The 25,588-nt window shown below is 54.5% G+C and carries 25 protein-coding genes and 1 tRNA gene; 17 read left to right on the forward strand and 9 right to left on the reverse strand.

Annotated features, from left to right (window positions below; all coding sequences use genetic code 11):
- Positions 1 to 143 precede the first annotated feature (143 nt).
- Positions 144 to 1,325 (forward strand): sugar efflux transporter SetB, encoded by a 1,182-nt coding sequence (gene setB, locus K5E19_RS20135; RefSeq protein ID WP_221552770.1) that lies wholly within the window; start codon positions 144 to 146, stop codon positions 1,323 to 1,325.
- Here the strand turns inward: setB and K5E19_RS20140 are convergent.
- Positions 1,322 to 1,576, reverse strand: coding sequence for a YkgJ family cysteine cluster protein (locus K5E19_RS20140; protein WP_221552771.1), 255 nt, complete (start codon positions 1,574 to 1,576; stop codon positions 1,322 to 1,324). The two genes, setB and K5E19_RS20140, sit on opposite strands and share 4 nt — an antisense overlap.
- Before the next feature lie 164 nt (positions 1,577 to 1,740).
- Here K5E19_RS20140 and yeiP point away from each other — a divergent pair, with 164 nt between their 5' ends.
- Positions 1,741 to 2,313, forward strand: a complete 573-nt coding sequence (gene yeiP / locus K5E19_RS20145; RefSeq protein WP_008500940.1) for an elongation factor P-like protein YeiP — start codon at positions 1,741 to 1,743, stop codon at positions 2,311 to 2,313.
- Positions 2,314 to 2,430: 117 nt separating this feature from the next.
- Here yeiP and uxuA read toward each other — a convergent pair whose 3' ends face one another.
- A complete protein-coding gene (uxuA, locus tag K5E19_RS20150) occupies positions 2,431 to 3,621 on the reverse strand; it encodes a mannonate dehydratase (RefSeq protein ID WP_221552772.1) in 1,191 nt (396 codons plus the stop codon).
- 205 nt (positions 3,622 to 3,826) lie between these two features.
- Between uxuA and K5E19_RS20155 the strand changes: the two genes are divergently transcribed.
- The 9 genes from K5E19_RS20155 to yejF all read left to right on the forward strand — a co-directional run bounded on the left by K5E19_RS20155 (position 3,827) and on the right by yejF (position 15,407).
- Positions 3,827 to 5,293 (forward strand): mannitol dehydrogenase family protein, encoded by a 1,467-nt coding sequence (locus K5E19_RS20155; protein ID WP_221552773.1) that lies wholly within the window; start codon positions 3,827 to 3,829, stop codon positions 5,291 to 5,293.
- Between the two features lie 124 nt (positions 5,294 to 5,417).
- On the forward strand, positions 5,418 to 6,404 hold the full coding sequence (locus tag K5E19_RS20160; protein WP_221552774.1) for a GTP-binding protein: 987 nt from the start codon (positions 5,418 to 5,420) through the stop codon (positions 6,402 to 6,404).
- A 33-nt stretch (positions 6,405 to 6,437) separates the two neighbouring features.
- Positions 6,438 to 7,133, forward strand: coding sequence for a phosphatase PAP2 family protein (locus K5E19_RS20165; RefSeq protein WP_221552775.1), 696 nt, complete (start codon positions 6,438 to 6,440; stop codon positions 7,131 to 7,133).
- 434 nt (positions 7,134 to 7,567) lie between these two features.
- Positions 7,568 to 8,137, forward strand: a complete 570-nt coding sequence (gene mepS / locus K5E19_RS20170; RefSeq protein WP_010433488.1) for a bifunctional murein DD-endopeptidase/murein LD-carboxypeptidase — start codon at positions 7,568 to 7,570, stop codon at positions 8,135 to 8,137.
- A 127-nt stretch (positions 8,138 to 8,264) separates the two neighbouring features.
- The gene (locus K5E19_RS20175) at positions 8,265 to 9,818 is read left to right on the forward strand and encodes a cyclic di-GMP phosphodiesterase (protein WP_221552776.1); all 1,554 of its coding nucleotides are present in this window, start codon (positions 8,265 to 8,267) and stop codon (positions 9,816 to 9,818) included.
- Positions 9,819 to 9,882: 64 nt separating this feature from the next.
- A complete protein-coding gene (locus K5E19_RS20180) occupies positions 9,883 to 11,688 on the forward strand; it encodes an extracellular solute-binding protein (RefSeq protein WP_221552777.1) in 1,806 nt (601 codons plus the stop codon).
- A gap of 9 nt (positions 11,689 to 11,697) precedes the next feature.
- Positions 11,698 to 12,792, forward strand: a complete 1,095-nt coding sequence (locus tag K5E19_RS20185) for a microcin C ABC transporter permease YejB (protein WP_221552779.1) — start codon at positions 11,698 to 11,700, stop codon at positions 12,790 to 12,792.
- Positions 12,792 to 13,817: an ABC transporter permease gene (locus K5E19_RS20190; protein ID WP_211449031.1), complete on the forward strand. Its 1,026-nt coding sequence runs from the start codon at positions 12,792 to 12,794 to the stop codon at positions 13,815 to 13,817. Before K5E19_RS20185 ends, K5E19_RS20190 begins: the two co-directional genes overlap by 1 nt.
- Entirely contained in the window at positions 13,818 to 15,407 is a 1,590-nt protein-coding gene (gene yejF, locus K5E19_RS20195; RefSeq protein WP_221552780.1) for a microcin C ABC transporter ATP-binding protein YejF, read from the forward strand.
- Positions 15,408 to 15,410: 3 nt separating this feature from the next.
- Here yejF and K5E19_RS20200 read toward each other — a convergent pair whose 3' ends face one another.
- From K5E19_RS20200 to rsuA, 3 genes are all read right to left on the reverse strand, one after another.
- Positions 15,411 to 15,755 carry a YejG family protein gene (locus K5E19_RS20200; RefSeq protein WP_010433471.1) on the reverse strand — a complete coding sequence of 115 codons (345 nt, stop codon included), beginning with the start codon at positions 15,753 to 15,755 and terminating at the stop codon, positions 15,411 to 15,413.
- 279 nt (positions 15,756 to 16,034) lie between these two features.
- A complete protein-coding gene (locus K5E19_RS20205; RefSeq protein WP_042714271.1) occupies positions 16,035 to 17,231 on the reverse strand; it encodes a Bcr/CflA family multidrug efflux MFS transporter in 1,197 nt (398 codons plus the stop codon).
- 16 nt (positions 17,232 to 17,247) lie between these two features.
- On the reverse strand, positions 17,248 to 17,955 hold the full coding sequence (gene rsuA, locus K5E19_RS20210; protein ID WP_108416614.1) for a 16S rRNA pseudouridine(516) synthase RsuA: 708 nt from the start codon (positions 17,953 to 17,955) through the stop codon (positions 17,248 to 17,250).
- A gap of 280 nt (positions 17,956 to 18,235) precedes the next feature.
- On the opposite strand from rsuA, the gene K5E19_RS20215 reads away from it, so the two are divergent.
- Positions 18,236 to 19,996, forward strand: a complete 1,761-nt coding sequence (locus K5E19_RS20215; RefSeq protein ID WP_221552781.1) for a DEAD/DEAH box helicase — start codon at positions 18,236 to 18,238, stop codon at positions 19,994 to 19,996.
- Between the two features lie 125 nt (positions 19,997 to 20,121).
- The gene (gene rplY, locus K5E19_RS20220) at positions 20,122 to 20,406 is read left to right on the forward strand and encodes a 50S ribosomal protein L25 (RefSeq protein ID WP_010433464.1); all 285 of its coding nucleotides are present in this window, start codon (positions 20,122 to 20,124) and stop codon (positions 20,404 to 20,406) included.
- Between the two features lie 52 nt (positions 20,407 to 20,458).
- Here the strand turns inward: rplY and yejK are convergent, their stop codons facing one another.
- Positions 20,459 to 21,466 (reverse strand): nucleoid-associated protein YejK, encoded by a 1,008-nt coding sequence (gene yejK, locus K5E19_RS20225; RefSeq protein WP_008500957.1) that lies wholly within the window; start codon positions 21,464 to 21,466, stop codon positions 20,459 to 20,461.
- 134 nt (positions 21,467 to 21,600) lie between these two features.
- Here yejK and K5E19_RS20230 point away from each other — a divergent pair, with 134 nt between their 5' ends.
- From K5E19_RS20230 to K5E19_RS20240, 3 genes are all read left to right on the forward strand, one after another.
- On the forward strand, positions 21,601 to 21,828 hold the full coding sequence (locus K5E19_RS20230; protein ID WP_001135586.1) for a YejL family protein: 228 nt from the start codon (positions 21,601 to 21,603) through the stop codon (positions 21,826 to 21,828).
- Positions 21,829 to 21,847: 19 nt separating this feature from the next.
- Complete coding sequence (yejM, locus tag K5E19_RS20235; protein ID WP_221552782.1) at positions 21,848 to 23,605, forward strand: LPS biosynthesis-modulating metalloenzyme YejM; 1,758 nt, start codon at positions 21,848 to 21,850, stop codon at positions 23,603 to 23,605.
- Between the two features lie 73 nt (positions 23,606 to 23,678).
- Positions 23,679 to 23,755, forward strand: a tRNA-Pro gene (locus tag K5E19_RS20240).
- 105 nt (positions 23,756 to 23,860) lie between these two features.
- Here K5E19_RS20240 and K5E19_RS20245 read toward each other — a convergent pair.
- Both K5E19_RS20245 and K5E19_RS20250 read right to left on the reverse strand, forming a co-directional pair.
- Positions 23,861 to 24,181 carry a hypothetical protein gene (locus K5E19_RS20245; protein ID WP_054829880.1) on the reverse strand — a complete coding sequence of 107 codons (321 nt, stop codon included), beginning with the start codon at positions 24,179 to 24,181 and terminating at the stop codon, positions 23,861 to 23,863.
- Positions 24,181 to 24,420, reverse strand: coding sequence for a hypothetical protein (locus K5E19_RS20250; protein ID WP_032623296.1), 240 nt, complete (start codon positions 24,418 to 24,420; stop codon positions 24,181 to 24,183). Before K5E19_RS20250 ends, K5E19_RS20245 begins: the two co-directional genes overlap by 1 nt.
- A 100-nt stretch (positions 24,421 to 24,520) precedes the next feature.
- Here K5E19_RS20250 and K5E19_RS20255 point away from each other — a divergent pair, with 100 nt between their 5' ends.
- The gene (locus K5E19_RS20255; protein WP_020690100.1) at positions 24,521 to 24,787 is read left to right on the forward strand and encodes a DinI family protein; all 267 of its coding nucleotides are present in this window, start codon (positions 24,521 to 24,523) and stop codon (positions 24,785 to 24,787) included.
- A gap of 48 nt (positions 24,788 to 24,835) precedes the next feature.
- On the opposite strand, the gene K5E19_RS20260 is transcribed toward K5E19_RS20255, so the two are convergent.
- Positions 24,836 to 25,384 carry a recombinase family protein gene (locus tag K5E19_RS20260; RefSeq protein WP_221552789.1) on the reverse strand — a complete coding sequence of 183 codons (549 nt, stop codon included), beginning with the start codon at positions 25,382 to 25,384 and terminating at the stop codon, positions 24,836 to 24,838.
- Positions 25,385 to 25,588 lie beyond the last annotated feature (204 nt).

A 25,588-nucleotide genomic window follows, 5' to 3' on the forward strand; every position in this document is an offset into this window, starting at 1 on the left:
TTCAGCTAAGTTCAGCACGCGCTTCCAAATTGAAATGCCATTTTGATTTTTTGTAGCAAAAGTGACCGCACCCTCTGTTTATTTAATGACTGGCGGCGTAAACTCCGCGTCTTTCTGACCCACGCTGATCCTGATACGAAAACATGCATAACACCCCCGCTGCCGCCTCACCAAAGCCCCTTGATTTGACGTCAACGGCGTTTTTGATCGTTGCTTTCCTTACCGGGATCGCCGGGGCCTTACAAACGCCTACGCTGAGTTTATTTCTGACCAATGAAGTCCACGTCCGCCCGGCGATGGTCGGCTTCTTCTTTACCGGCAGCGCCATCATCGGCATCCTGGTCAGCCAGTTTCTGGCAGGACGTTCCGACAGAAAGGGCGATCGCAAAAGCCTGATTGTCTTTTGCTGCCTGCTGGGGGTATTCGCCTGCGTGCTGTTTGCCTGGAACCGTAACTATTTCATTTTGCTGTTTGTAGGGGTGTTTCTGAGCAGCTTTGGCTCTACCGCCAACCCGCAGATGTTTGCCCTTGCCCGCGAGCATGCCGACCAGACCGGACGCGAGGCGGTGATGTTCAGCTCAATCCTGCGCGCTCAGGTATCGCTGGCATGGGTTATTGGTCCGCCGCTGGCATACGCGCTGGCGATGGGCTTTGGCTTTACGGTGATGTATCTGAGCGCGGCGGTGGCCTTTGTCGTGTGCGGCACAATGGTGTGGTTCTTCCTGCCCTCAATGCGTAAAGAGCCGAAACTGGCGACAGGCGCGCTGGAAGCACCGCGTCGTAACCGCCGCGATGCCCTGCTCCTCTTTATTATCTGTACGCTGATGTGGGGCACAAACAGCCTTTATATCATCAACATGCCGCTGTTTATTATTGATGAACTGCACCTGCCGGAGAAGCTGGCGGGCATCATGATGGGGATGGCCGCTGGCCTTGAGATCCCGACCATGCTGATTGCTGGCTATTACGCAAAGCGCTTTGGGAAACGTTTTTTGATGCGCATCGCGGCGGTCGCCGGGCTGCTGTTCTATGTCGGGATGCTGACGGTGCATACGCCCGCGCTGCTGCTGGCCTTACAGCTGCTGAACGCCATCTACATCGGCATTCTCGCCGGGATTGGCATGCTCTACTTCCAGGATTTAATGCCGGGTCAGGCAGGCTCTGCCACCACCCTTTATACTAATACCACCCGCGTGGGCTGGATTATTGCGGGCTCGATGGCCGGCGTCGTGGCGGAGATCTGGTACTACCACACGGTATTCTGGATTGCCCTGGTGATGTGCGTCCTGACGATTACCTGTCTGACGCGGATCAAAGACGTTTAGGGCGCGGTGAGCGCTTCCAGCTCAAGCAGGTACGTCATCGCCTGCGCTCGCGTACTGCCGCACATGTCCGCGGATGGCTGAAGCCCGGAGCACACCTTCGGGCGAAGGGGCGATCCAAAGATCATACAGAGATTCGCCTCAGAAAGCTGAACGCAGCGGGTGTTGGCAGGCTTGCCCTCCGGCATTCCTGGAATGGGGCTTGAAATGGACGGTGCAGTACAGCACGCGCCACAATCTGGACGACAATCCATAAATGCTCTCAGTCAGTGATGAACGCCCGCTCAGTCGGGCATCGGGCGCACAGTAACACCTTTTTTGTATTGATAGCAAAAGCCACGAATTCCGCTTGCCTGAAAGGCCGCGCGCGAGTAATTTGGCGCGATATTTTTTACCTCCCGTAAACAGGATTACTGCAATGCCAAGAGCGAACGAAATTAAGAAAGGTATGGTACTGAATTACAACGGCAAGCTGCTGATTGTGAAAGATATCGATATTCAGGCACCTAGCGCCCGTGGCGCAGCGACGCTGTATAAAATGCGTTTCGCCGATGTGCGTACCGGCCTGAAAGTGGAAGAACGCTTTAAAGGTGACGATATCGTCGATACCGTGACCCTGACCCGTCGCTATGTTGATTTCTCCTACATCGACGGCAACGAATATGTGTTCATGGACAAAGAAGATTACACCCCGTACATCTTCACTAAAGATCAGATCGAAGAAGAGCTGCTGTTTATCCCTGAAGGCGGTATGCCGGATATGCAGGTGCTGACCTGGGACGGCGTGCTGCTGGCGCTGGAGCTGCCTCAGACCGTCGATCTGGAAATCGTGGAGACCGCACCGGGCATCAAAGGCGCGTCTGCGAGTGCGCGTAACAAACCGGCTACCCTGACCACCGGTCTGGTTGTGCAGGTGCCAGAATACCTGTCTGCTGGCGAGAAGATCCGCATCCATATCGAAGAAAAACGCTATATGGGTCGTGCCGACTGATTGCGGCGTTTGTCGGGTGGCGCTACGCTTACCCGACCTACGAAAAAACCGGCCCTGAAGCCGGTTTTTGTGTTTTTGTAGGCCGGGTAAGGCGAAGCCGCCACCCGGCAATTCCGGTTACAGAAGCTCCGGATACTTCGTCATCTTCAGCGCCAGCTCAACGCCGCGCACTTCCGCCATCCCTTTCAGGCGACCAATCGCCGAATAGCCCGGGTTGGTTTTCTTACGCAGATCGTCCAGCATCTGGTGCCCGTGATCCGGACGGAACGGAATAGGACGCACATCGCCCGCGTGCTTACGGCGCACTTCTTCCGCAAGAATGGCGTCCACCACCGCCACCATATTCACGTCACCGTTCAGATGCGCGGCTTCGTGGAAGGTTTTCGGGTTCTCTTCGCGGCAGGTTGCACGCAAATGCGTGAAGTGAATACGATCGCCAAAGGTTTCAATCATCCGTACCAGGTCGTTATCCGCCCGCACGCCGTAAGAACCGGTACACATCGTAAAGCCGTTATAGATGCTGTCTACCGTCTCTTTCAGCCACTGCATATCTTCAATCGTCGACACGATACGCGGCAGGCCGAGGATAGGACGCGGAGGATCGTCCGGGTGTACGGCCAGACGAACGCCCGACTCTTCTGCCACCGGTACAATTGCGCGCAGGAAGTACGCCATGTTTTCGCGAAGCTGGTTTTTATCGATATCACCGTATTCCGCCAGACGTGCGCGGAACTGGTCCAGTGTATAGCCTTCTTCAGCACCCGGCAGCCCGGCAATAATGTTGCAGGTAAGCTTTTCGATGTCGGCAGCACTGGCCGCATTGAACCACGCGAGCGCCTGCTGCTGCTCTTCTGGGGTGTAATCCGCTTCAGCACCAGGACGCTTCAGAATGTGCAGTTCAAACGCCGCAAAGGCGATCTGGTCGAAACGCAGCGCTTTTGAACCATCCGCCATCTGGTATTCAAGATCGGTACGCGTCCAGTCCAGGATAGGCATAAAGTTATAGCAGACCGTATCAATGCCGCAGGCCGCCAGATTACGGATGCTCTGCTGATAGTTGGCAATCCAGGTCTGGTATTCACCCGAATGGGTTTTGATATCCTCGTGGACCGGAATACTTTCCACGACTGACCAGGTTAACCCCTTCTCCGCCAGCAACGCCTGACGCTTTTGAATTTCCTCTACCGGCCAGACCTGACCGTTAGGAATATGATGCAGTGCCGTGACAACGCCCGTTGCGCCTGCCTGACGTACATCATCAAGAGAAACCGGATCGTTCGGCCCGTACCAACGCCAGGTTTGTTCCATTGCCTCATCCTCTCAAGTTGTTATACCAATATGGGTTACTGCAATGACGACTACCATACATGTTTACCGCAAAGGGTCAACACAGCGCCACACATTGATTGATCAAACTCACAGAACGGGGATATTTACGGCTTACCAATTCAATTTGTTGTCATATAACTTTACACTGGCATTGTTAATTAATGGTTAATCAGGTGTGTATTTCATGAAGACAATTGCCTCCACCTCGCTTCCTGCCCGCGTGCAGCAGCCTCGCTACGATCGCCAGCAATTACGCTCGCGCATTGTCCATTTTGGCTTCGGCGCATTTCACCGCGCGCATCAGGCGTTGTTAACAAACCGGGTGCTGACTGAAAAAGGAGGCGACTGGGGTATTTGTGAAATCAGCCTTTTCAGCGGCGATGTGCTGATGAGCCAGCTGCGCGCGCAGGATCATCTCTTTACCGTGATGCAGAAAGGTGCGGAGGGGAACCAGGCTATTGTCGTCGGCGCGGTACATGAATGTCTGAATGCCAAACTCGATTCGCTGGCGGCTATTATCGAGAAATTTTGCGAGCCGCAGGTCGCGATTGTCTCCCTGACCATCACGGAAAAAGGTTATTGCATCGATCCCGCGACCGGCAAGCTGGATATGCACAACACCCGCATCCTGCACGATCTGGAAAACCCGACCGAGCCGCATTCCGCGCCGGGGATCCTGGTTGAAGCCCTTCACCGCCGTCGCGAACGCGGCCTTACGCCGTTTACCGTTCTCTCCTGCGACAATATCCCGGACAACGGCCACGTCGTAAAAAACGCCGTGCTCGGGATGGCGCAAAAACGTTCCGCTGAGCTGGCCGGGTGGATTGATACTCACGTGAGTTTTCCGGGCACGATGGTCGACAGAATTGTCCCCGCCGCAACGGAGGCATCGCTTGCGGAAATCACCCGGGAACTTGGCGTTGAAGATCCCTGCGCCATCAGCTGCGAGCCGTTTATTCAGTGGGTGGTCGAAGATAACTTTGTCGCCGGACGCCCTGAGTGGGAGGCTGCGGGCGTGCAGATGGTGAAGGATGTTCTGCCGTGGGAACAAATGAAATTGCGGATGCTCAACGGTAGCCACTCTTTTCTGGCTTATCTGGGGTATCTCGCGGGATACGCGCATATCAATGAATGCATGGAGGACGCGAGCTTCCGCGAAGCCGCCCGCCGCTTAATGCTGAACGAGCAGGCGCCGACCTTGCGCATCACAGATGTGGATCTCACGGCCTATGCCGATAGCCTGATCGACCGTTTTGCGAATCCCGCATTGCAGCATCGAACCTGGCAAATCGCGATGGACGGCAGTCAGAAGTTGCCTCAGCGCATGCTGGACGGGATACGCGTACATCTTGAGCGTAACAGCGCCTGGCCGCTTCTGGCGCTGGGTGTCGCCGGCTGGATCCGCTACGTCAGCGGCACGGATGAGCGTGGTGATGAGATTGATGTGCGCGACCCGCTAATTGATAAAATCCAGTCAGTCGTCAAGTCCAGCAGCGAAGCGGATCGCGTAAACGCCCTGCTGACGCTGAGTGAAGTCTTTGGTCAGGATCTGCCTCACAACAGCGTCTTTGTAAATGCGGTAAACGAAGCATATCAGCGCCTCACCCGCTGCGGTGCGCGTCAGGCTGTTATTGAAACGTTAAATATTTAGCCATTCTTGCCGTTAAGGCGAACGGAAAACCTCTCCGTTCGCTCTTCCCCCTTCTCATGACGCTTTTTTTTCGCCAGGATGATGGCTAATTGTTATAGCATCACAGTAAGTCATCGGAGCGCATGTGACCAAAACCAACCTCATTACCGGTTTTCTCGGCAGCGGAAAAACCACCTCAATTTTGCACCTGCTCGCGAATAAAGATCCGGCAGAAAAGTGGGCCGTACTGGTCAACGAATTCGGCGAAGTGGGCATCGACGGCGCATTGCTGTCTGACAGCGGGGCGATGATCAAAGAGATCCCGGGCGGCTGTATGTGCTGCGTAAATGGTTTACCCATGCAGGTCGGACTGAACACGCTGCTGCGCCAGGGTAAACCGGACCGTCTGCTGATAGAACCGACCGGGCTGGGCCACCCCAGGCAGATCCTCGATTTGCTGACCGCACCGGTTTACGAGCCGTGGATCGACCTGCGCGCCACGCTGTGTCTTCTGGATCCGCGCCAGCTTCTGGACGAGAAGGCCGTGGCCAATGAAAACTTCCGCGATCAGCTCGCCGCGGCTGATATCATCGTGGCGAACAAAGAGGATCGCGCAACGGCTGAAAGCCAGGCCGCGTTCGATGCCTGGTGGCAACGCTTCGGCGGCGATCGTCAACGGGTTAACGCCACTCAGGGCAAAATTGATAATGCTCTGCTCGATCTCCCCCGTCAGAACCTGGCGGAACTGCCCGTCAGCGCGGAACACGCCCATAGCCACGCGGTGAAGCAGGGTCTGGCAGCCCTGAGCCTGCCGGAACATCAGCGCTGGCGTCGTAATCTCAACAGCGGTCAGGGCCACCAGGCCTGCGGATGGATCTTTGATGCCGATACGGTTTTCGACACCATCGGTATTCTGGAATGGGCCAGACTTGCTCCGGTCGATCGCGTCAAAGGAATTATGCGAACCCCGGACGGGCTGGTACGCATCAATCGTCAGGGCGCAGATTTCTTTATCGAAACGCAAAATGTTGCCCCCCCGGACAGCCGGATAGAGTTAATTAGTGCGGTTAACACCGACTGGAACACGCTGCAGGCCAGCCTGTTGAAGCTTCGTTTAAGTTCAGACGGCTAACGTTGCCCCAGATTTCAAACGATGCTGAACGTTATGACGACTCGATTTCCCTTAATACTGCTGCTGAATGCTGCCGGTCTGGCACTCTTTTTATCCTGGTATCTGCCGGTGAACCATGGTTTCTGGTTCCCGCTGGATTCCGGTATTTTCCACTTCTTCAACCAGGCGCTGGCGAAGAGTGAAACCTTCCTGTGGCTGGTTGCGATTACCAACAACCGCGCCTTCGACGGCTGTTCACTGCTGGCCATGGGCTGCCTGATGCTCTCTTTCTGGCTGAAAGAAGATAAAACAGGACGTCGCCGCATTGTGATTACAGGTCTGGTCATGCTGCTGACTGCGGTGGTGATTAACCAGCTGGCGCAACATTTGATGCCGGTTAAACGCGCAAGTCCTTCGCTCTATTTCCCGGATATTCACCGCGTCAGCGAATTACTGCATATCCCGACTAAAGATGCGTCAAAGGACAGTTTCCCCGGCGATCACGGTATGATGCTGCTTATTTTTGCAGCATTCATGTTGCGCTATTTTGGCAAGAAAGCCTTCGCGACGGCGCTGGTAATTGTGGTGGTGTTTGCTTTCCCGCGCGTGATGATCGGCGCTCACTGGCTGACGGATATTGTTGTGGGCTCGCTCTCTGCGGTGCTGATTGGTTTGCCGTGGGTGCTGATGACGCCGTTAAGCGATCGATTAATAGCCATTTTTAATCGTTACCTGCCCGGCGATAAGTAACAAGTTCTAAACAAATAACCCATCGTAATTAACGCAAACTATCGGGGATCATTTCGTTCCCTGATAGTCCCCTCTCTTCCGTTGCCCCGCGCCGTCATATTCTTGTCATCTCATTCATGTTGAAAATGAAGCAATTGCATGAGTTGGAGCCGCTTCTGACGGCATTTTGGGGCATTTACGTTTTTTTACTCCTGGTATCACATTTTCTTATAAAAAATCGGACTTTTTTGCTCGCAATGCCCCTTGCAATCGGTTAATCTCGAACTCGTTTTGCCCCACTGAGATAATTATTATCATGGTGAATAAATTTGTGCACTGCGCCACAAATCTGACCAGAAAGAATTGTCTCAATGTGAACAGATAATTAGTCTCGTCACGTTTGGCATTTTTATAACGATATTTATCGTTAAGGACTTCAAGGGAAAATAAACAAAATGGTCAAATCTCAACCGATTTTGAGATATTTCATGCGGGGGATCCCGGCGATAGCAGTAGCGGTTCTGCTTTCGGCATGTAGTACATCGAACACCGCTAAGAATATGCATCCTGAGACGCGTGTTGTGGGAACAGAAGATTCCTCGTCACTGCAAGCCTCTCAGGATGAATTTGAGAATATGGTGCGTAATCTGGACGTTAAGTCCCGTATTATGGACCAGTATGCTGACTGGAAAGGCGTGCGTTATCGTCTTGGCGGCAGCACGAAAAAAGGCATTGATTGTTCCAGTTTCGTACAACGAACCTTCCGCGAACAATTTGGGTTAGATCTTCCGCGTTCAACCTATGAACAGCAGGAGACGGGCAAGTCGATTTCACGTTCCAAACTGCGTACCGGTGATTTAGTTCTGTTCCGTGCGGGTTCTACGGGTCGACATGTTGGCATCTACATTGGCAACGACCAGTTCGTTCATGCTTCCACCAGCAGCGGTGTGACCATTTCCAGCATGAATGAACCGTACTGGAAGAAGCGCTACAACGAAGCGCGCCGAGTTTTGACCCGCAGTTAATATGATGATTGTATCGTTGGTTATCCCTTGGCTGGCGATATAATAAAAAAAAGCACTGCTTCGGCGGTGTTTTTTTTTGCCCGTTACACTGAATACATTCAGCGGCTACTCAGGAATCACGATCTCTATGTTCACCCGCTACTTTTCCAGTCATCGCAAGATACTGTTTCTCAGTATTGTCACAGGGCTTATTGTCGCCCTGCTCCTGGGCTCATTGCAGTTTTTCTGGAGTAACCACAAGCGGGAAGTCAGATTCGATACCCTGATTGAAGATGTGAGCATCTACATGGAGAGCTACTTCGGTGAGCTAAAAGAGTCTATCGATCTGCTCCAGCCGCTGACGCTGAACAATTGCCATGACGTTAACGCTGAACTGACTTCACGCGCGGCCTTCAGTATTAATGTGCGCGCCTTCCTGCTGGTCAGAGACAAAATAGCGTTCTGCTCTTCCGCCACGGGGCCGATGAACTCCCCGATGGAAGCGCTTATCCCCGAGTTGCACATCAATAAGCCGATCGATATTGCCCTGTTGTCCGGCACGCCCATGCTGCCGAATAAACCGGCCATTGCCATCTGGTACCGTAATCCGTTGGTTAAGGACGGCGGCGTCTTTACCTCGGTGAATCTCAATCTGACACCGTACCTGCTCTATGCCGCGCGTCAGGACGAGTTCGCGGGTATTGCCATCATCATTGGCGACAACGCGTTGTCGACGATGTCCAGCTCGCTGGTCAAGGCGGGAGATCTCCATGAAACCGCCGCCCGCACCGCCACGCTGAAAGACATTCCTCTGACCATCAAGATCTATGCCGAAGCCTGGACCAGCGAGGAAATCCTCTTCGCCCTCTTCTTCGGGCTGGTGTGCGGCATAGCCGCCGGAACGCTCAATTTTTATATCCTGACCATACGCCTGAATCCGGGTAAGGAAATTTTAACCGCCATTAAGCACAATCAGTTCTATGTGGTGTATCAGCCTGTGGTCGATGCTAAAGAGCTGAAAATGCGCGGCGTGGAAGTGCTGATGCGCTGGAAACACCCGACGATGGGCGAAATCCCGCCGGACGCGTTTATTAACTTTGCTGAAGCGCAAAAGCTGATTGTTCCTCTGACGCTGCATCTTTTTGATCTCATTATTCGTGACGCACACGTATTACAGAGCGTATTGCCTGCGGGAGCCAAGCTGGGGATAAACATTGCGCCCGGGCATTTGCATGCGGAGAGTTTTAAAGAAGATATGCAAAGCTTCAACGCCTCGCTGCCGCCCGATCATTTCCAGACGGTACTGGAAATCACCGAGCGCGACATGATTAATCAGCGCGAGGCCAACCAGCTTTTTGAATGGCTACACAATGAAGGTTTTGAAATCGCGATTGATGATTTCGGGACCGGACACAGCGCCCTGATTTATCTCGAGCATTTCACAATGGACTACATCAAAATCGACCGGGGTTTTGTCAACGCCATTGGAACCGAAACCGTTACATCGCCCGTACTTGATGCCGTATTGACCCTCGCAAGGCGACTGAACATGTCCACCGTCGCCGAAGGGGTGGAAACGCCTGAGCAGGCGGCCTGGTTGCGCGAGCATGGCGTTAACTTCCTGCAGGGATACTGGATCAGCCGCCCTATGCCGCTGGCACAGTTTCGCACATGGCAACCCGATATGATGTCCGGTGAATAATTTCACAATGGCGGCGACGTCACTTATTATTCAGTTTTATTGTGAACGAAGGATCCGCCACGAGATGTTTATGCGCGTCGTAGTGATGTTAATGGCAGTGGTGAGCCTGTCCAGTCAGGCGCAAACCATCAACGAGAGCACGGCATTCGCGGTGATTGGCGAACCTAAGTACGCGGTTAATTTTACCCACTACGATTACGTTAACACCGCCGCGCCTAAAGGCGGAAACGTAACGCTTTCAGCCACGGGCACCTTCGATAACTTTAACCGCTTTGCCCTGCGCGGCGTGGCGGCGGCGCGAACGGAGTCGCTCTATGACACGCTGTTCGTGACGTCAGACGATGAGCCGGGCAGTTACTACCCGCTGGTGGCGGAGAACGTACGTTACGCGGATAACTTCGCGTGGGCCGAAATTTCACTTAACCCGCAGGCGCGTTTTCATGATGGCACGCCGGTTCGCGCCCGCGACGTAGCCTTCACGTTTCACAAGTTTATGACCGAAGGGGTCCCACAGTTCCGTCTGGTGTACAGAGGCACCACCGTGAAAGCCATCGCCCCGCTGACCGTGCGTATCGAACTGAGTGAACCAAACAAAGAGAATATGCTGAGCCTGTTCTCCTTGCCCGTCATGCCTGAATCCTTCTGGAAAAACCACAAGCTGAGCGACCCGCTCTCCACGCCGCCGCTGGCGGGCGGACCGTATCGCATTACCGACTGGCGAATGGGGCAGTATGTGGTCTATTCCCGCGTCAAAGATTACTGGGCTGCAAATCTTCCGGTAAACCGTGGACGCTGGAACTTTGACACCCTTCGCTATGATTATTACCTTGACGATAACGTGGCGTTTGAGGCGTTCAAGGCGGGAGCGTTTGATTTGCGCGTGGAGAGCAGTGCCAAAAACTGGGCTACGCGCTATATCGGGAAAAACTTTGCCAACGGTTATATCGTTAAAGACGAGCATAAAAATGAATCTGCCCAGGATACCCGCTGGCTGGCGTTTAATATCCAGCGCCCGGTATTCAGCGACCGTCGGGTGCGCGAGGCGATTACCCTGGCGTTCGATTTCGAGTGGATGAATAAGGCGCTGTTTTACGGTGCCTACAGCCGCGCTAACAGCTATTTCCAGAACACTGAATATGCCGCTCGCGACTATCCTGATGCCGATGAGCTGGTCTTGCTGGCTCCGCTGAAGGCGGAACTCCCGCCGGAGGTCTTTACGAGCGTGTTTGAACCGCCTAAATCCGACGGTAAGGGCTTTGACCGTGACAACCTTCTGAAAGCCAGCGCGCTGCTGGATGAGGCGGGATGGCACCTGAAAAATCAAAAACGGGTGAACGTGCAAACGGGCAAGCCGCTGAGTTTCGAGCTCCTGCTCGCTTCAGGGGCGAATGACCAGTGGGTATTGCCGTTTAAGCAGAATCTCGCTCGGCTGGGGATCACCCTGAACATCCGCCAGGTGGATATTGCGCAGCTCACCAACCGCAAGCGCAGCCGGGATTACGATATGATGCAAAGCCTGTGGGCCGCGCAGCCGTGGCCCAGCTCAGATCTCCAGATTTCATGGGCCTCCAGCTATATCGACTCCTCCTACAATGCCCCCGGCGTTAAGAGTCCGGCTATCGATGCGCTGATTGCGAAAATCGCCGCCGCGCAGGGCGATAAAGAGAAATTGCTTCCGCTCGGCCGCGCGCTCGACAGGGTGTTAACCTGGAACTACTACATGCTGCCAATGTGGTACATGGGCGAAGATCGCCTCGCCCGCTGGGACAAATTCTCGCTGCCCTCTGTACGCCCTGTCTATACGCTGGGTTTCGATACCTGGTGGTATGACGTGAACAAAGCCGCCAAACTGCCCGCAGAGCGGCGTTAAGGAATAACGATGGGTGCTTATCTGATCCGCCGCTTGCTGCTGGTTATCCCAACGCTGTGGGCCATCATCACGATTAACTTTTTCATCGTCCAGATTGCCCCTGGCGGGCCGGTGGATCAGGCTATCGCCGCTGTGGAATTTGGCCATAGCGGGGGGATACCCGGCGGCGGCGGTGAAGGAATGGGCGCGAGCCATGCAAGGACCGGCGTGGGCAATATCAGCGAAAGCCACTACCGCGGCGGGCGCGGGCTGGATCCCGAGGTGATCGCCGAGATCACCCATCGCTACGGCTTTGATAAACCGCTGCATGAGCGTTATTTCAAGATGCTCTGGGATTACGTGCGCTTTGATTTTGGCGATAGTCTGTTTCGCAGCGCATCCGTACTGACGTTAATTAAGCAAAGCCTGCCGGTTTCCGTCACCCTTGGCCTGTGGGGAACGTTGATTATCTATCTGGTCTCCATTCCGTTGGGCATTCGAAAAGCGGTCTACAATGGCAGCCGCTTTGATATCTGGAGCAGTACGTTCATCATCATCGGCTATGCGATTCCGTCGTTTCTGTTTGCGGTTCTGCTTATCGTCTTTTTCGCCGGGGGGAGCTATTTCGATATTTTCCCGCTCCGGGGGTTGGTGTCAGCTGATTTCAGCACCCTGCCGTGGTATCAAAAAATCACCGCTTATTTCTGGCACATCACGCTGCCGGTGCTCGCGACGGTCATTGGCGGTTTTGCAGCGCTGACGATGCTGACCAAAAATGCCTTTCTTGATGAAATCCGCAAGCAGTATGTTGTCACCGCGCGGGCAAAGGGCGTGGGTGAAAAACAGATCATGTGGAAGCACGTTTTCCGCAACGCGATGCTGCTGGTGATCGCCGGATTCCCGGCCACCTTCATCAGCATGTTTTTTACCGGCTCGCTGCTGATAGAGGTGATGTTCTCCCTGAACGGCCTGGGACTGCTGGGCTATGAGGCCACCGTCTCGCGCGATTACCCGGTCATGTTTGGCACACTCTATATTTTCACCCTGATTGGCCTGCTGCTGAATATCATCAGTGATATCAGCTATACGCTGGTCGATCCCCGAATCGATTTTGAGGGCCGCTGATGCCGCGTTTAAGCCCCGTCAACCAGGCCCGCTGGGCACGCTTTCGCCACAACCGCCGCGGCTACTGGTCGCTGTGGATCTTCGCTGTGCTGTTTATCTTAAGTATGTGCGCCGAGCTGATTGCGAACGATAAGCCGCTGCTGGTGCATTTTAACGATCGCTGGTATGTGCCTGTGTTGAACAACTACAGCGAGAGTGATTTTGGCGGCCCGTTTGCGACCCCGGCTGAATATCAGGATCCGTGGCTTCGCGATCAAATCGACACGCACGGCTGGGCGCTCTGGGCCCCCATTCGGTTTGGCGCAAATAGCATAAACTTTGCCACCTCAACCCCCTTCCCTTCGCCTCCCTCCGCGCAGAACTGGCTGGGAACCGACGCGAACGGCGGTGACGTGCTGGCACGCATTCTCTACGGCACGCGGATCTCGCTGCTCTTCGGGCTGATGCTGACGCTTTTTTCCAGCGTGATGGGCGTCGTCGCGGGGGCCGTTCAGGGCTATTACGGCGGAAAGCTCGATCTCTGGGGGCAACGCATCATTGAAGTCTGGTCGGGTATGCCAACGCTGTTTCTGATCATCCTGCTTTCCAGCGTCGTGCAGCCTGGCTTCTGGTGGCTGCTGGGGATCACCGTTCTGTTTGGCTGGATGGCGCTGGTGGGCGTGGTGCGCGCGGAATTTCTGCGCACGCGGAACTTTGACTATATCCGTGCCGCACAGGCGCTGGGGGTCAGCGATCGGGCGATTATTTTCCGCCATATGCTCCCCAACGCCGTGGTCGCAACCCTGACCTTTCTGCCCTTTATTTTGTGCAGCTCGATCACCACCCTCACCTCGCTCGATTTCCTCGGCTTTGGGCTGCCGCTCGGCTCGCCATCGCTCGGCGAACTGTTGCTGCAAGGCAAAAACAATCTTCAGGCGCCGTGGCTTGGCATCACTGCGTTTCTCTCAGTGGCCGTGCTGCTTTCGCTGCTGATCTTTATTGGCGAAGCCGTGCGCGATGCCTTTGATCCCGACAAGGCGGTATAGATGACGCAACCTCTTCTGAGCATTGAAAACATGTCTATCGCCTTTTCGAAGCAGGGCGAGACCCGCACGGTGGTGAATGACCTGTCACTGCAGATCCAGCGCGGCGAAACGCTGGCGCTGGTGGGGGAATCGGGTTCCGGTAAGAGCGTCTCGGCCCTCTCCATTCTGCGTCTGCTCCCTTCCCCGCCGGTCAGCTATCCGCAGGGTGACATTCTGTTCCATGGCAGTTCGCTGCTGCACGCGGATGAACAAACCCTGCGCGGGATCCGCGGCAATAAGATTGCCATGATATTTCAGGAGCCGATGGTCTCGCTCAACCCGCTACATACGCTGGAAAAACAGCTCTACGAAGTGCTGTCACTCCACCGGGGCATGCGCAAAGAGGCGGCGCGGGGTGAAATTCTCGATTGCCTTGAGCGCACGGGCATACGCAATGCCGCCAAACGGCTGACCGATTTTCCGCACCAGCTCTCCGGCGGGGAACGTCAGCGCGTGATGATCGCCATGGCGCTGCTGACGCGTCCTGAACTGCTGATCGCCGATGAACCGACGACCGCACTGGACGTGACGGTTCAGGCGCAGATATTGACACTGCTGCGGGAACTGCGTGACGAGCTGAACATGAGCCTGCTGTTTATTACGCACAACCTGAGCATCGTGAGAAAGCTGGCTGACAGCGTGGCGGTGATGCAAAACGGACGATGTGTTGAGCAAAATACGGCAGCCTCGCTGCTGACGGCACCTCAACACCCCTATACGCAGCGCCTGCTCAACAGCGAACCCTCAGGCGATCCCGTTCCCCTGGATGCCGACAGCGAGCCGCTGCTGCGCGTTGAGGGGCTGAGCGTTTCATTTCCCGTTCGTAAAGGCATTTTACGGCGCGTTGTCGATCGGAACACGGTTCTGAAAGATATCCGCTTCTCTCTTCGTCCTGGCGAGTCGCTGGGGCTGGTTGGTGAGTCGGGTTCTGGCAAAAGCACCACCGGTCTGGCGCTGCTGCGCTTAATCGCCTCGCAGGGTGAGATCCTCTTTGACGGCATGCCGCTGCACACCCGGAACCGTCGCCAGATGCTGCCCGTGCGTCCACGCATGCAGGTTGTTTTTCAGGATCCCAACTCCTCGCTTAACCCAAGACTGAGTATTTTGCAGATTGTTGAAGAGGGTTTACGCGTTCATCAGCCCACGCTGAGCGCTCAGCAACGTGAAGAAGAGGTGATGCTCGTCATGGCTGAAGTGGGTTTAGATCCCGCCACGCGTCACCGCTATCCTGCGGAATTTTCCGGCGGTCAGCGCCAGCGCATCGCGATTGCCCGCGCGCTGATCCTGAAACCTGAGTTGATCATTCTTGATGAACCCACCTCTTCACTGGACAGAACCGTACAGGCGCAGATCCTGACGCTGTTAAAAGGGTTACAGGAAAAGCATCGGCTGGCCTATATCTTCATCAGCCACGATTTGCAGGTGGTGCGGGCGTTGTGCCATCAGGTGATTGTGTTGCGGCAGGGAGAAGTCGTCGAACAGGGAGAGTGCCAGCGCGTATTCACTGCGCCGACGCAGAGCTACACGCGCCAGCTACTGTCAGCAGACTAGCGCTCAGAAAGGATATTGACCAGAGAAAGGCTCGGCAATCGCCACGCCGAAGTTTTTCAGACGGCAGGTGGCAGCGAATTCATCCTGGCTGTTCACAAACAGGCAAGGCTCGCCTTCGCATTCCAGCACGGAGCTATCCACTTCGATATCCGTCAGCGCCTGGCTGAGGCGCTCCATGACCGGCCATGCATTTTCGTCGCTCGGACTCAGCAGTTTCAGCGCAACCAGACAATTCTCGCACCCTGCGCCGCTTTGCGGAATCGGTTCAACTTTCGAACCTGCAAAACCCGCCGACCAGCGATAGCTCTGGGGCAAGCGATGGACAATGGAGAGTTGTAATGTATTCACGTTCGTTCCCCGGAAGCAAAAATTACTTCACAATTTATTTACATTTATAGTAACACATGATTGCAAACCTGCACTATTTAGCGGTTTTTATAGGCATTGCAGGCTCGCGTGGGCGCTATATGTACCCGTTTCTGCGATCTAACTCAACCTTTTTAAATACAATGATGTGACTTTTTACATAAATAGATTTTACATAAAAGAAACAAACACGGGGTAAACGAACAGCGTTTTGGTTGATATGCATCAACAAAAAGGCCCGATTCGGGCCTTTAGCGTGCTTTAGTGAGCGGCTTTACGCGGCCGACTGGCATACAGATAGAAGAGAATGGAGCTGGTTGCGCAGAAAGCGATAGCCCACAGCATCGGCCACGCGGTGTTAAACGTGGCCATCGAGAGCAGCGCCCCAACGACAGCGCCGATCCCGAAGCGGAACGTCCCCGCCAGTGACGACGCCGTGCCTGCCATATGCGGGAATTCGTCAAGGATTACCGCCATCGCGTTGGAAGAGATCATCGACACGCAGCCGACAAACGCCGCCACGCCCACCACCAGCGCCCAGAAGCCAATCCCCAGGAACGCGCTCACCACCATCCAGATAGCCATAACGAACTGGATCCACAACCCGGCGCGGAACATATTGATCGCCCCTACCCGCCGAACAAAGCGGCTGTTGATGATGGTCATAACAAACAGGAACACGATGTTCAGCGCAAAGTAATAGCCAAAGTGCTGCGGCGAAACGTGGTTCAGTTCGATATACACAAACGGCCCGGCGCTCAGGAAGGAGAACATCCCGGCAAAGCTGAAGCCGCTCGCCAGCATGTAGCTCAGCACGCGCTTATGGCGAAACAGCGAGGCGAAATTCCCCATAGTGGTACGAATGTGGAATTTCTGCCGACGCTCGACGGGCAGCGTTTCATCAATAAAGAAGAAAATCATCGCCGAGGCCAGCAGCGCGGCAACCGCCAGGATCCAGAAAATGGCGTGCCAGCTGAACCACACCAGCACGGCACCACCGACCATCGGGGCCACCAGCGGCGCAATGGTGGTGACCAGCATGACGAACGACATCATGCGGGAGAACTCTTCTTTCGGGTAGACATCGCGCATCAGGGCGTTGATCACCACGCTCGCGGCGGCGGCGGCCAGACCGTGGAAGAAGCGCATGATAATCAGCTGATCGATACTCTGCGCCAGCGCACAGGCGACGGCTGCGCCCGCAAAGACCAGCGTTCCGCCCAGGATAACAGGCTTGCGCCCAAGGCTATCCGCCATCGGCCCATACAGAAGCTGACCGATAGCAAAACCGAGAATATAGGTGCTGAGCGTCATCTGCGCGCTGCCCGCCGGTACGCCAAACTGCGCGGAAATCACCGGCAGCGCGGGCAGATACATATCGATGGAGAGCGGCATCAGCATCGCCAGCAGGCCAAGGATGAAAACGATCTTGAAAGACGAGTGTGGCCTGGTGGTCACAGAGTTCTCCTGAAATTTAGCGTGAAGGCAGACCGACGCTGGCGATCTCTTCTTCCGTTAACGGGCGGTATTCGCCTGGCTCGAGTTCCGGGTCAAGCTCAATCGCACCAATACGTTCACGATGCAGGCCCACAACGTGGTTGCCCACTGCGGCGAACATCCGTTTCACCTGGTGATAGCGACCTTCGCTGATGGTCAGACGCACTTCCGTCGGGGTGATGACTTCAAGCACCGCCGGTTTGGTCAGATCTTTTTCATTATGCAGCTGAACGCCTTTGGTGAATTGCTCTGCCGTGTCATCCGACACCGGCGACTCCAGCGTGACCAGATAGGTTTTCTCGCAGTGGTGACGTGGTGAGGTGATGCGGTGCGACCACTGACCGTCGTCGGTCATCAGCACCAGGCCGGTGGTATCGATATCCAGACGGCCCGCGGCGTGCAGTTTGTGCGCCACTGGCTCATCGAGGAAATAGAGCACCGTCGGGTGATCCGGGTCGTCCGTTGAACAGACGTAGCCTTCCGGTTTGTTGAGCATGAAATAGCGCGGACCATGCTGCTGGGTCAGCGGATTGCCATCATACTCAACCTGATGTTCTGGCTGGAGTTTGAAAGCGGTGTCTTTCACAATGTCGCCATCCACGGTAACGCGGCTGGCGCGAATTTCGCGCCCGGCAATAGCGCGGCTTACGCCGAGTTGCTGAGCGATAAACTTATCAAGTCGCATGAAATCTTTTTAGCCTTAATGGTGCTGGAAGTCGGACAACGCGCCCGAAAAAGAAGCAGTCAAGAACGGTTCAGTATAATGGTCTGGTTGCGCCACTCAAGGGAAAAAGTTTCGTGGCATACTATCTATACCCTAAATAATTCGAGTTGCATAAAGGCGGCAAAGGAGTGAATCCCCGGGAGCTTACATAAGTAAGTGACCGGGGTGAACGAGTGCAGCCAACGCACAGGCAACTTGAAGTATGACGGGTATATGTGCGGAATAATGAAACCGAGACCCTATGACTTTTACACTTCGCCCCTATCAGCAAGAAGCCGTCGACGCCACCCTCGCCTGGTTCCGTAAACATCGGGAACCGGCAGCCATCGTGCTCCCGACGGGTGCAGGCAAAAGCCTTGTCATCGCCGAGCTGGCGCGTCTGGCGCGCGGACGCGTGCTGGTGCTGGCGCACGTTAAAGAGCTGGTGGCGCAAAACCATGCCAAATATTGTGCGCTTGGACTCGAGGCAGATATTTTCGCCGCCGGGCTGAAGCGCAAAGAGAGTCACGGCAAAGTGGTGTTCGGCAGCGTGCAGTCGGTTGCCCGCAACCTGGATCTGTTTCGCAGCGAATTTTCACTGTTGATTATCGACGAGTGCCACCGCATTAGCGATGACGACGACAGCCAGTATCAGCAAATCCTGACGCATTTGAAAGAGGTGAATCCTCACATACGGCTTCTTGGCCTGACGGCCACGCCGTTTCGTCTGGGTAAAGGCTGGATTTATCACTTCCATTATCACGGTATGGTGCGCGGAGATGCGAAAGCCCTGTTCAGCGACTGCATTTATGAGCTTCCGCTGCGCTACATGATTAAGCACGGCTATCTGACGCCGCCGGAGCGGCTGGATATGCCGGTCGTTCAGTACGACTTCAGCCGTCTGCAGGCGCAAAGCAATGGGTTGTTCAGCGAGGCCGATCTTAATCAGGAGCTGAAAAAGCAAAAGCGCATTACCCCGCACATCGTCAGCCAGATTGAAGAGTTTGCGCAGACGCGCAAAGGGGTGATGATTTTTGCGGCCACCGTTGAGCATGCCCGAGAAATTACCGGGTTGCTGCCCACCGACGACGCGGCGCTGATCACCGGCGAAACGCCCGGTCCGGAGCGCGACAGCCTGATCGAGGCCTTCAAAGCGCAGCGGTTTCGCTATCTGGTCAACGTGTCGGTGTTAACCACCGGGTTTGATGCGCCCCACGTTGACCTGATTGCTATTTTACGTCCGACCGAATCGGTGAGTCTCTATCAGCAGATTGTCGGCCGCGGCCTGCGCCTCTCGCCGGGCAAAACCGACTGCCTGATTCTGGATTACGCCGGGAATCCGCACGATCTATACTCCCCTGAGGTCGGCACACCGAAAGGCAAAAGTGACAACGTGCCGGTCCAGGTGTTTTGTCCCGCCTGCGGGTTTGCCAATACCTTTTGGGGGAAAACGACCGCTGACGGTACGCTGATCGAACACTTTGGCCGCCGCTGTCAGGGCTGGTTTGAAGATGATGAGGGGCATCGCGAGCAGTGTGATTTTCGTTTCCGCTTTAAAAACTGTCCGCAGTGCAACGCCGAAAACGATATTGCCGCCCGCCGCTGCCGGGAGTGTGACACGATCCTGGTCGACCCTGATGACATGCTTAAGGCTGCGCTGAAGCTGAAAGATGCGCTGGTGCTTCGCTGTTCCGGCATGGCGCTGCAGCCCGGTGCGGATGAAAAAGGCGAGTGGCTGAAAATCACCTACTACGATGAGGATGGCGCAGACGTCAGCGAGCGTTTCCGGGTGCACACGCCGGCGCAGAGAACGGCTTTCGAGCAGCTCTTTATCCGCCCGCACACCCGCACCCCGGGCGTACCGCTACGCTGGATAACCGTTGCTGACATCGTCCATCAGCAGGCGCTCTTGCGCCATCCTGATTTCGTCGTCGCCCGCCGAAAAGGCCAATTCTGGCAGGTGCGTGAGAAGGTCTTTGACTATGAAGGGCGCTTCCGCCGGGCAAATGAATTGCGCGGTTAGCGGGACTTTTCGTTGATGTGAGGGGCATTTGAGTATAAAATGCCGCCCGCTTCACATCCGTGAGGCAGAACACTCACCTGCTGCTGGGTCGCCTGTAGTAGGGTTTTAAATACAGAGAGAAATCAATGTTCACTATCGAAGCAGAAGTACGTAACGTGCAGGGTAAGGGTGCGAGCCGCCGCCTGCGTAACGCCAACAAGTTCCCAGCTATCGTTTACGGTGGCGAAGCTGCTCCAGTTGCAATCGAACTGGACCACGACAAAGTATGGAACCTGCAGACCAAAGCTGAATTCTACAGCGAAGTTCTGACCATCGTTGTTGGCGGTAAAGAAGAAAAAGTGAAGGTTCAGGCTGTTCAGCGTCACCCGTTCAAGCCAAAACTGTCTCACATCGACTTCGTTCGCGCGTAATCGCAAACTCGTCGAATAAAAACCCCGCTTCTGCGGGGTTTTTTTATGGCTGCTATTTACCGCCAGAGGTGCGGCGCTGAAGCTGATCGCGCAGGTTCGGCGGCGTGCCTTTGATGGTCAGCGTGTCGGTGGCCGGATCCCAGAAGATGCGTTCCCCCAACAGCATGGCATCAAAGTTGATGGTTAATCCGCCGCCGCTGCCGGCAAATTTAGTGAGCTGACGCAGCGTACTGCGGTCCGCCGGGAAGCTCTCTTCCAGTTCATAGCCTTTTTCAGCCGTAAATTCCTGGAAGCTGACTTCGCTCACACCTGCCAGCTCTTTAGACAGCGACTCCAGCTCAATCTCTTCGCCTGCCTGCAGCTGCTCGTTGCAGTAGCTGTAAACCTGCTGGCGCACGGTCTGACGCTCGGATTTATCGAGCTGCGCTTCCGCCGTAAAATCATCAACCGCCTGCAGCAAACCTTTGTTCTGCGCTTTGGCGTTGAGACCTTCGCTGGCGCCGAGGAAGTCCATAAAGAAATCGGCGACTTTGCGCCCCACGCGCCCTTTCAGGAAAGTCAGATAGCGGGTCGATTCCGGATTGGTTTCCCACTCGGTCAAATCGATACGCGCCACGATATCCGCATGGTTGATATCCAGGTAGTGCGTCGAGCTGATGTCCAGCTGCTCGTTGACGCGCATGCTGCTTAAGTTGTTCAGCACGGTCACCAGCAGATATTCCACCGCCAGGTAACGGTAATGGCAGAACAGGACGATACCGCCATCGGCGAACGGATATTTTGCCAGCTCGTCACGCAGACGCCCGGTTGCGGCACGGCTGAATGCCAGGAAATCCTCTTCGCCCTGACGCTGAAGACGCAGGCTATCCGCCAGTTCGCTCTCTTCGCTGAACAGACCATAGGCTTTATTTTTAGCACTGTAGACGCGGTGCAACTCCGCCATCATTTCCACAACGGTCGCCGTGGGTTCAAGTAACGAATCGCGCAGCACCACTTCAAGGGTTTGCTCATCACGCTTGATAAGCTGGTGCAAGGCAATCTGGTTGATTTCCAGACTCATGATAAACTCTCCTTTTAGACCGGGCGGTATTCAACCACCACCAGCGCATGTGTGCAACAGAAGATAAAAAAGGGGAAAAAAAGCTGTTGCTACGGTAATATGTCGCCCTTCTCTCAACAAACTGATTTTGATTTATGCCACAACATTCCCGCTACAGTGACGAACACGTTGAACAACTGCTCAGTGAGCTGGTCAACGTACTGGAAAAACATAAAACGCCAACCGATCTCTCCCTGATGGTTTTGGGAAATATGGTTACCAACCTTATCAACACCAGCGTTGCTCCGGCTCAACGTCAGGCGATCGCCAAATCTTTCGCCCAGGCACTGCAGTCCTCGGTTAGCGACGACCAGGCACACTAAGGGATACGAACAACAGTTTATGGTGACGAATCGTCAGCGCTACCGTGAAAAAGTCTCCCAGATGGTCAGTTGGGGGCACTGGTTTGCTCTGTTCAACATTCTGTTGGCGATGGTTCTCGGCTGCCGTTATCTGTTTGTGGCGGACTGGCCAACCACGCTAATCGGACGTGTTTACTCCTGGATTAGCCTGGTCGGTCACTTTAGTTTTCTGGTATTCGCCACCTATCTGCTCATCCTGTTCCCTCTGACGTTTATCGTCATGTCGCAGCGTCTGATGCGGTTCTTGTCCGCTATCCTTGCGACCGCGGGTATGACGCTTTTGCTGATCGACAGCGAAGTCTTTACCCGTTTCCACCTGCATCTCAACCCTATTGTCTGGGAGCTGGTCATTAACCCCGATCAGAACGAGACCGCACGTGACTGGCAGCTGATGTTTATCAGCGTGCCCATTATTCTTCTGATTGAGATGCTGTTCGCCACCTGGAGCTGGCAGAAACTGCGAAGCCTCACCCGGCGGCGTCATTACGCGAAGCCCGTTGCCGCGCTCTTTTTCATCTCATTCATCAGTTCGCACCTCATGTATATCTGGGCGGATGCGAACTTCTATCGTCCTATCACCATGCAGCGCGCAAACCTGCCGCTCTCGTATCCAATGACGGCACGTCGTTTCCTTGAGAAACACGGTCTGCTGGACGCGCAGGAGTATCAGCGTCGCCTGGTCGAGCAAGGTAATCCGGAAGCGGTCAGCGTGCAGTATCCGCTGAGCGATTTGCGCTATCGCGACATGGGCCGCGGGCAAAACGTTCTGCTAATCACCGTGGATGGTCTCAACTATTCGCGCTACGAGAAGCAGATGCCCGCACTGGCGGCGTTCGCGGATAAGAACATTACCTTTACGCAGCATATGAGCTCGGGCAACTCAACCGACGCGGGTATTTTCGGCCTGTTCTATGGGATATCGCCGAGCTACATGGATGGCGTACTCTCTTCGCGCACGCCAGCAGCATTGATTACCGGGCTTAACCAGCAAGGGTATCAGCTGGGGCTGTTCGCGTCCGATGGCTTCAACAGTTCGCTGTACCGTCAGGCTCTGCTCTCTGATTTCTCACTGCCTGCCGCGCAGAGCCAGTCTGACACCCAGACGGCAAATCAGTGGATTAACTGGCTGCAGCGCTACGCTCAGGAAGATAACCGCTGGTTCTCCTGGGTTGCGTTTAACGGCACAACGGATGACAGCAATCAGAAAGGCTTCACCCGTCGTTACACGCGTGCGGCAGGTGATGTTGATGCACAAATTGCGCGCGTGCTGACCGCCCTGAACGACTCGGGTAAGCTGGACAATACGGTGGTGATTATCACTGCGGGCCATGGCGTACCGCTGGGCGACGAGATGGAGAGCATGGACTGGTCACGTCCGAACCTGCATGTGCCTCTGATCATTCACTGGCCGGGTACCCCTGCGCAGCGCATCAATATGCTTACCGACCATAAAGATGTGATGACCACATTGATGCAGCGCCTGTTGCACGTCAGCACGCCGGCTAACGAGTACTCTCAGGGGCAAGATCTCTTTAGCGCCACTCGTCGTCACAACTGGGTGACTGCCGCAGGTGGCAATACGCTGGCGGTCACGACGCCTGAGCTGACGTTGGTACTGAACAGTAACGGAAGTTATCAGACCTATAACCTGAAGGGCGAGAAGCTGAAGGACCAAAAACCGCAGCTCAGCCTGCTGTTGCAGGTTCTGACGGACGAGAAACGGTTTATCGCTAACTGATTAATAATAAACCAGTTAGCGCGTTCTTCCCCTTGCATTCAGAAAGGAATCGAGTAGTATTCCTTTAATGCGTCGGCACGTAGCGCAGCCTGGTAGCGCACCGTCATGGGGTGTCGGGGGTCGGAGGTTCAAATCCTCTCGTGCCGACCAAAAACACATTGAAAACCAGCCTCTTACGGCTGGTTTTTTCATGTTTAAAATTTGTACGGGGAAGCATTGGGGAAAAATGGGGGAATAACCCCCGACATTTACACGCTATATTACAGGCGATTTATCGTCTTTAACTTGGTTAAGTGTATGTGTAAGAACGCCATGTACCGTTACGTCATTCAGAGCTTCCCCTTCTATCGCTTCACCATCTTGAGTGATCAGCGCGTGGCCCATTAGCTTCACGAACTGGTTTCTCCCGTCCATGCTAACCAGCAACGTATCCCCTCCTTCTGGCTTCAGACTGACGTTAATAACGGCCCAGCCGCATGAAGTTTCAATAACCCGGCAGTTGTTATCTACACCGCAGATAACATCTATCGTCATGCGCTGCTCCTGGTAATCCATGGCTGGCGATGGAAATCCCATTAGAAAACCCTCCCCATGTTACGCAGGATCCAGTATCGGTTCTCACTTCCGTTTGTCGTCTTATCGGCGAAGTCCGGCTGGTATCGCTCGATCCATGAATTTGCATCCGCTTGGCTGAAATGCCAGTGCCTCTCCTGCAGTTCAGCGATGAATTTGTCTGTATGCAGACAGAGATAGCCCTTCGGGTTTTGCTGTATGGCCGCAATAAAAGCAGCACGAATATCCGGTTGACGGGGCATGAACACACCCTCACTCACTTATTGACTGTATACATATACAGTAGTATTTTTATAAAAACAGATCAAGCACAGGCAATTTTTCACTTATAAGAGGATCGGTATGTTTGTTGAACTGGTTTATGACAAGCGAAATGTTGAAGGGCTCCAGGGGGCCAGAGAGATCATCTTGGCCGAGCTAACAAAGCGAGTGCACCAGATTTTTCCTGATGCAGAAGTGAAGGTGAAGCCAATGCAGGCGAACGGCTTGAATAGTGATGCCAGCAAAAGCGATCGGGAAAAGTTGAACCGCATGCTGGAGGAGATGTTTGAAGAGGCCGATATGTGGCTAGTTTCTGAATTTCCGACAGTTCGCCAGGCTGGGCTCTAATATGGCCGGGCAGTGACAGTATTAGCTGACTGCCCGACCATGGCTGATTTATCCCACAGGAAATTTTTTATAAAGCGTGCATACTGCAACGTCATAAATTATCGCCACCTGCTTTCTGTCCACACCATTCGCTATCAACCGACCTGCCTGCGCCCATTGTTCCTCGGTGAGCTTCGGACGCCTGCCACCGATTCGCCCTTTCTCCCGCGCTGCAGCCAGACCCGCGCGGGTGCGCTCCACAATCAACTCCCTCTCCATTTCCGCCAGGGCTGACATGATATGAAAGATGAAGCGCCCCATCGGGCTTGATGTATCGATACTGTCCGTGAGGCTCTTAAAGTGGATACCGCGTTGCCGGAGTTCGTCCACCAGCAGCACCAGATTTCGCATGCTGCGCCCAAGGCGATCCAGCTTCCAGACCACCAGCGTATCCCCCTCATTCAATGCCCTAAGAAGCTTTTTGAGTGCTGGCCGGTTTGCCACTGTTCCGCTCATTTTTTCTTCGAAAATCTGTTCACATCCTGCGCGTTCGAGTGCTTGCCGCTGAAGATCAGTATTTTGGTCATTTGTTGACACCCTTACATAGCCAATTTGCATATTTTTCACCCAGTTATTTCTGCAAAAAAATCAGGTGAAGTTATCAGCCAGGCCGCTCATGAGCGATCTATAAAACGTCGGTTTAGGAGATAGCGTCACAGCCAACTTTGGAAGCCTCGAAATTGGAGCGAAGAAAGCCTCTTCTGCAAGCTTCGTTGATTTCCATTTTCTTGGCACTAACGACTATGACGCGCGAATCCTGTG

Source organism: Enterobacter sp. RIT637 (genome assembly GCF_019718755.1).
Classification (GTDB): Bacteria; Pseudomonadota; Gammaproteobacteria; order Enterobacterales; family Enterobacteriaceae; genus Enterobacter.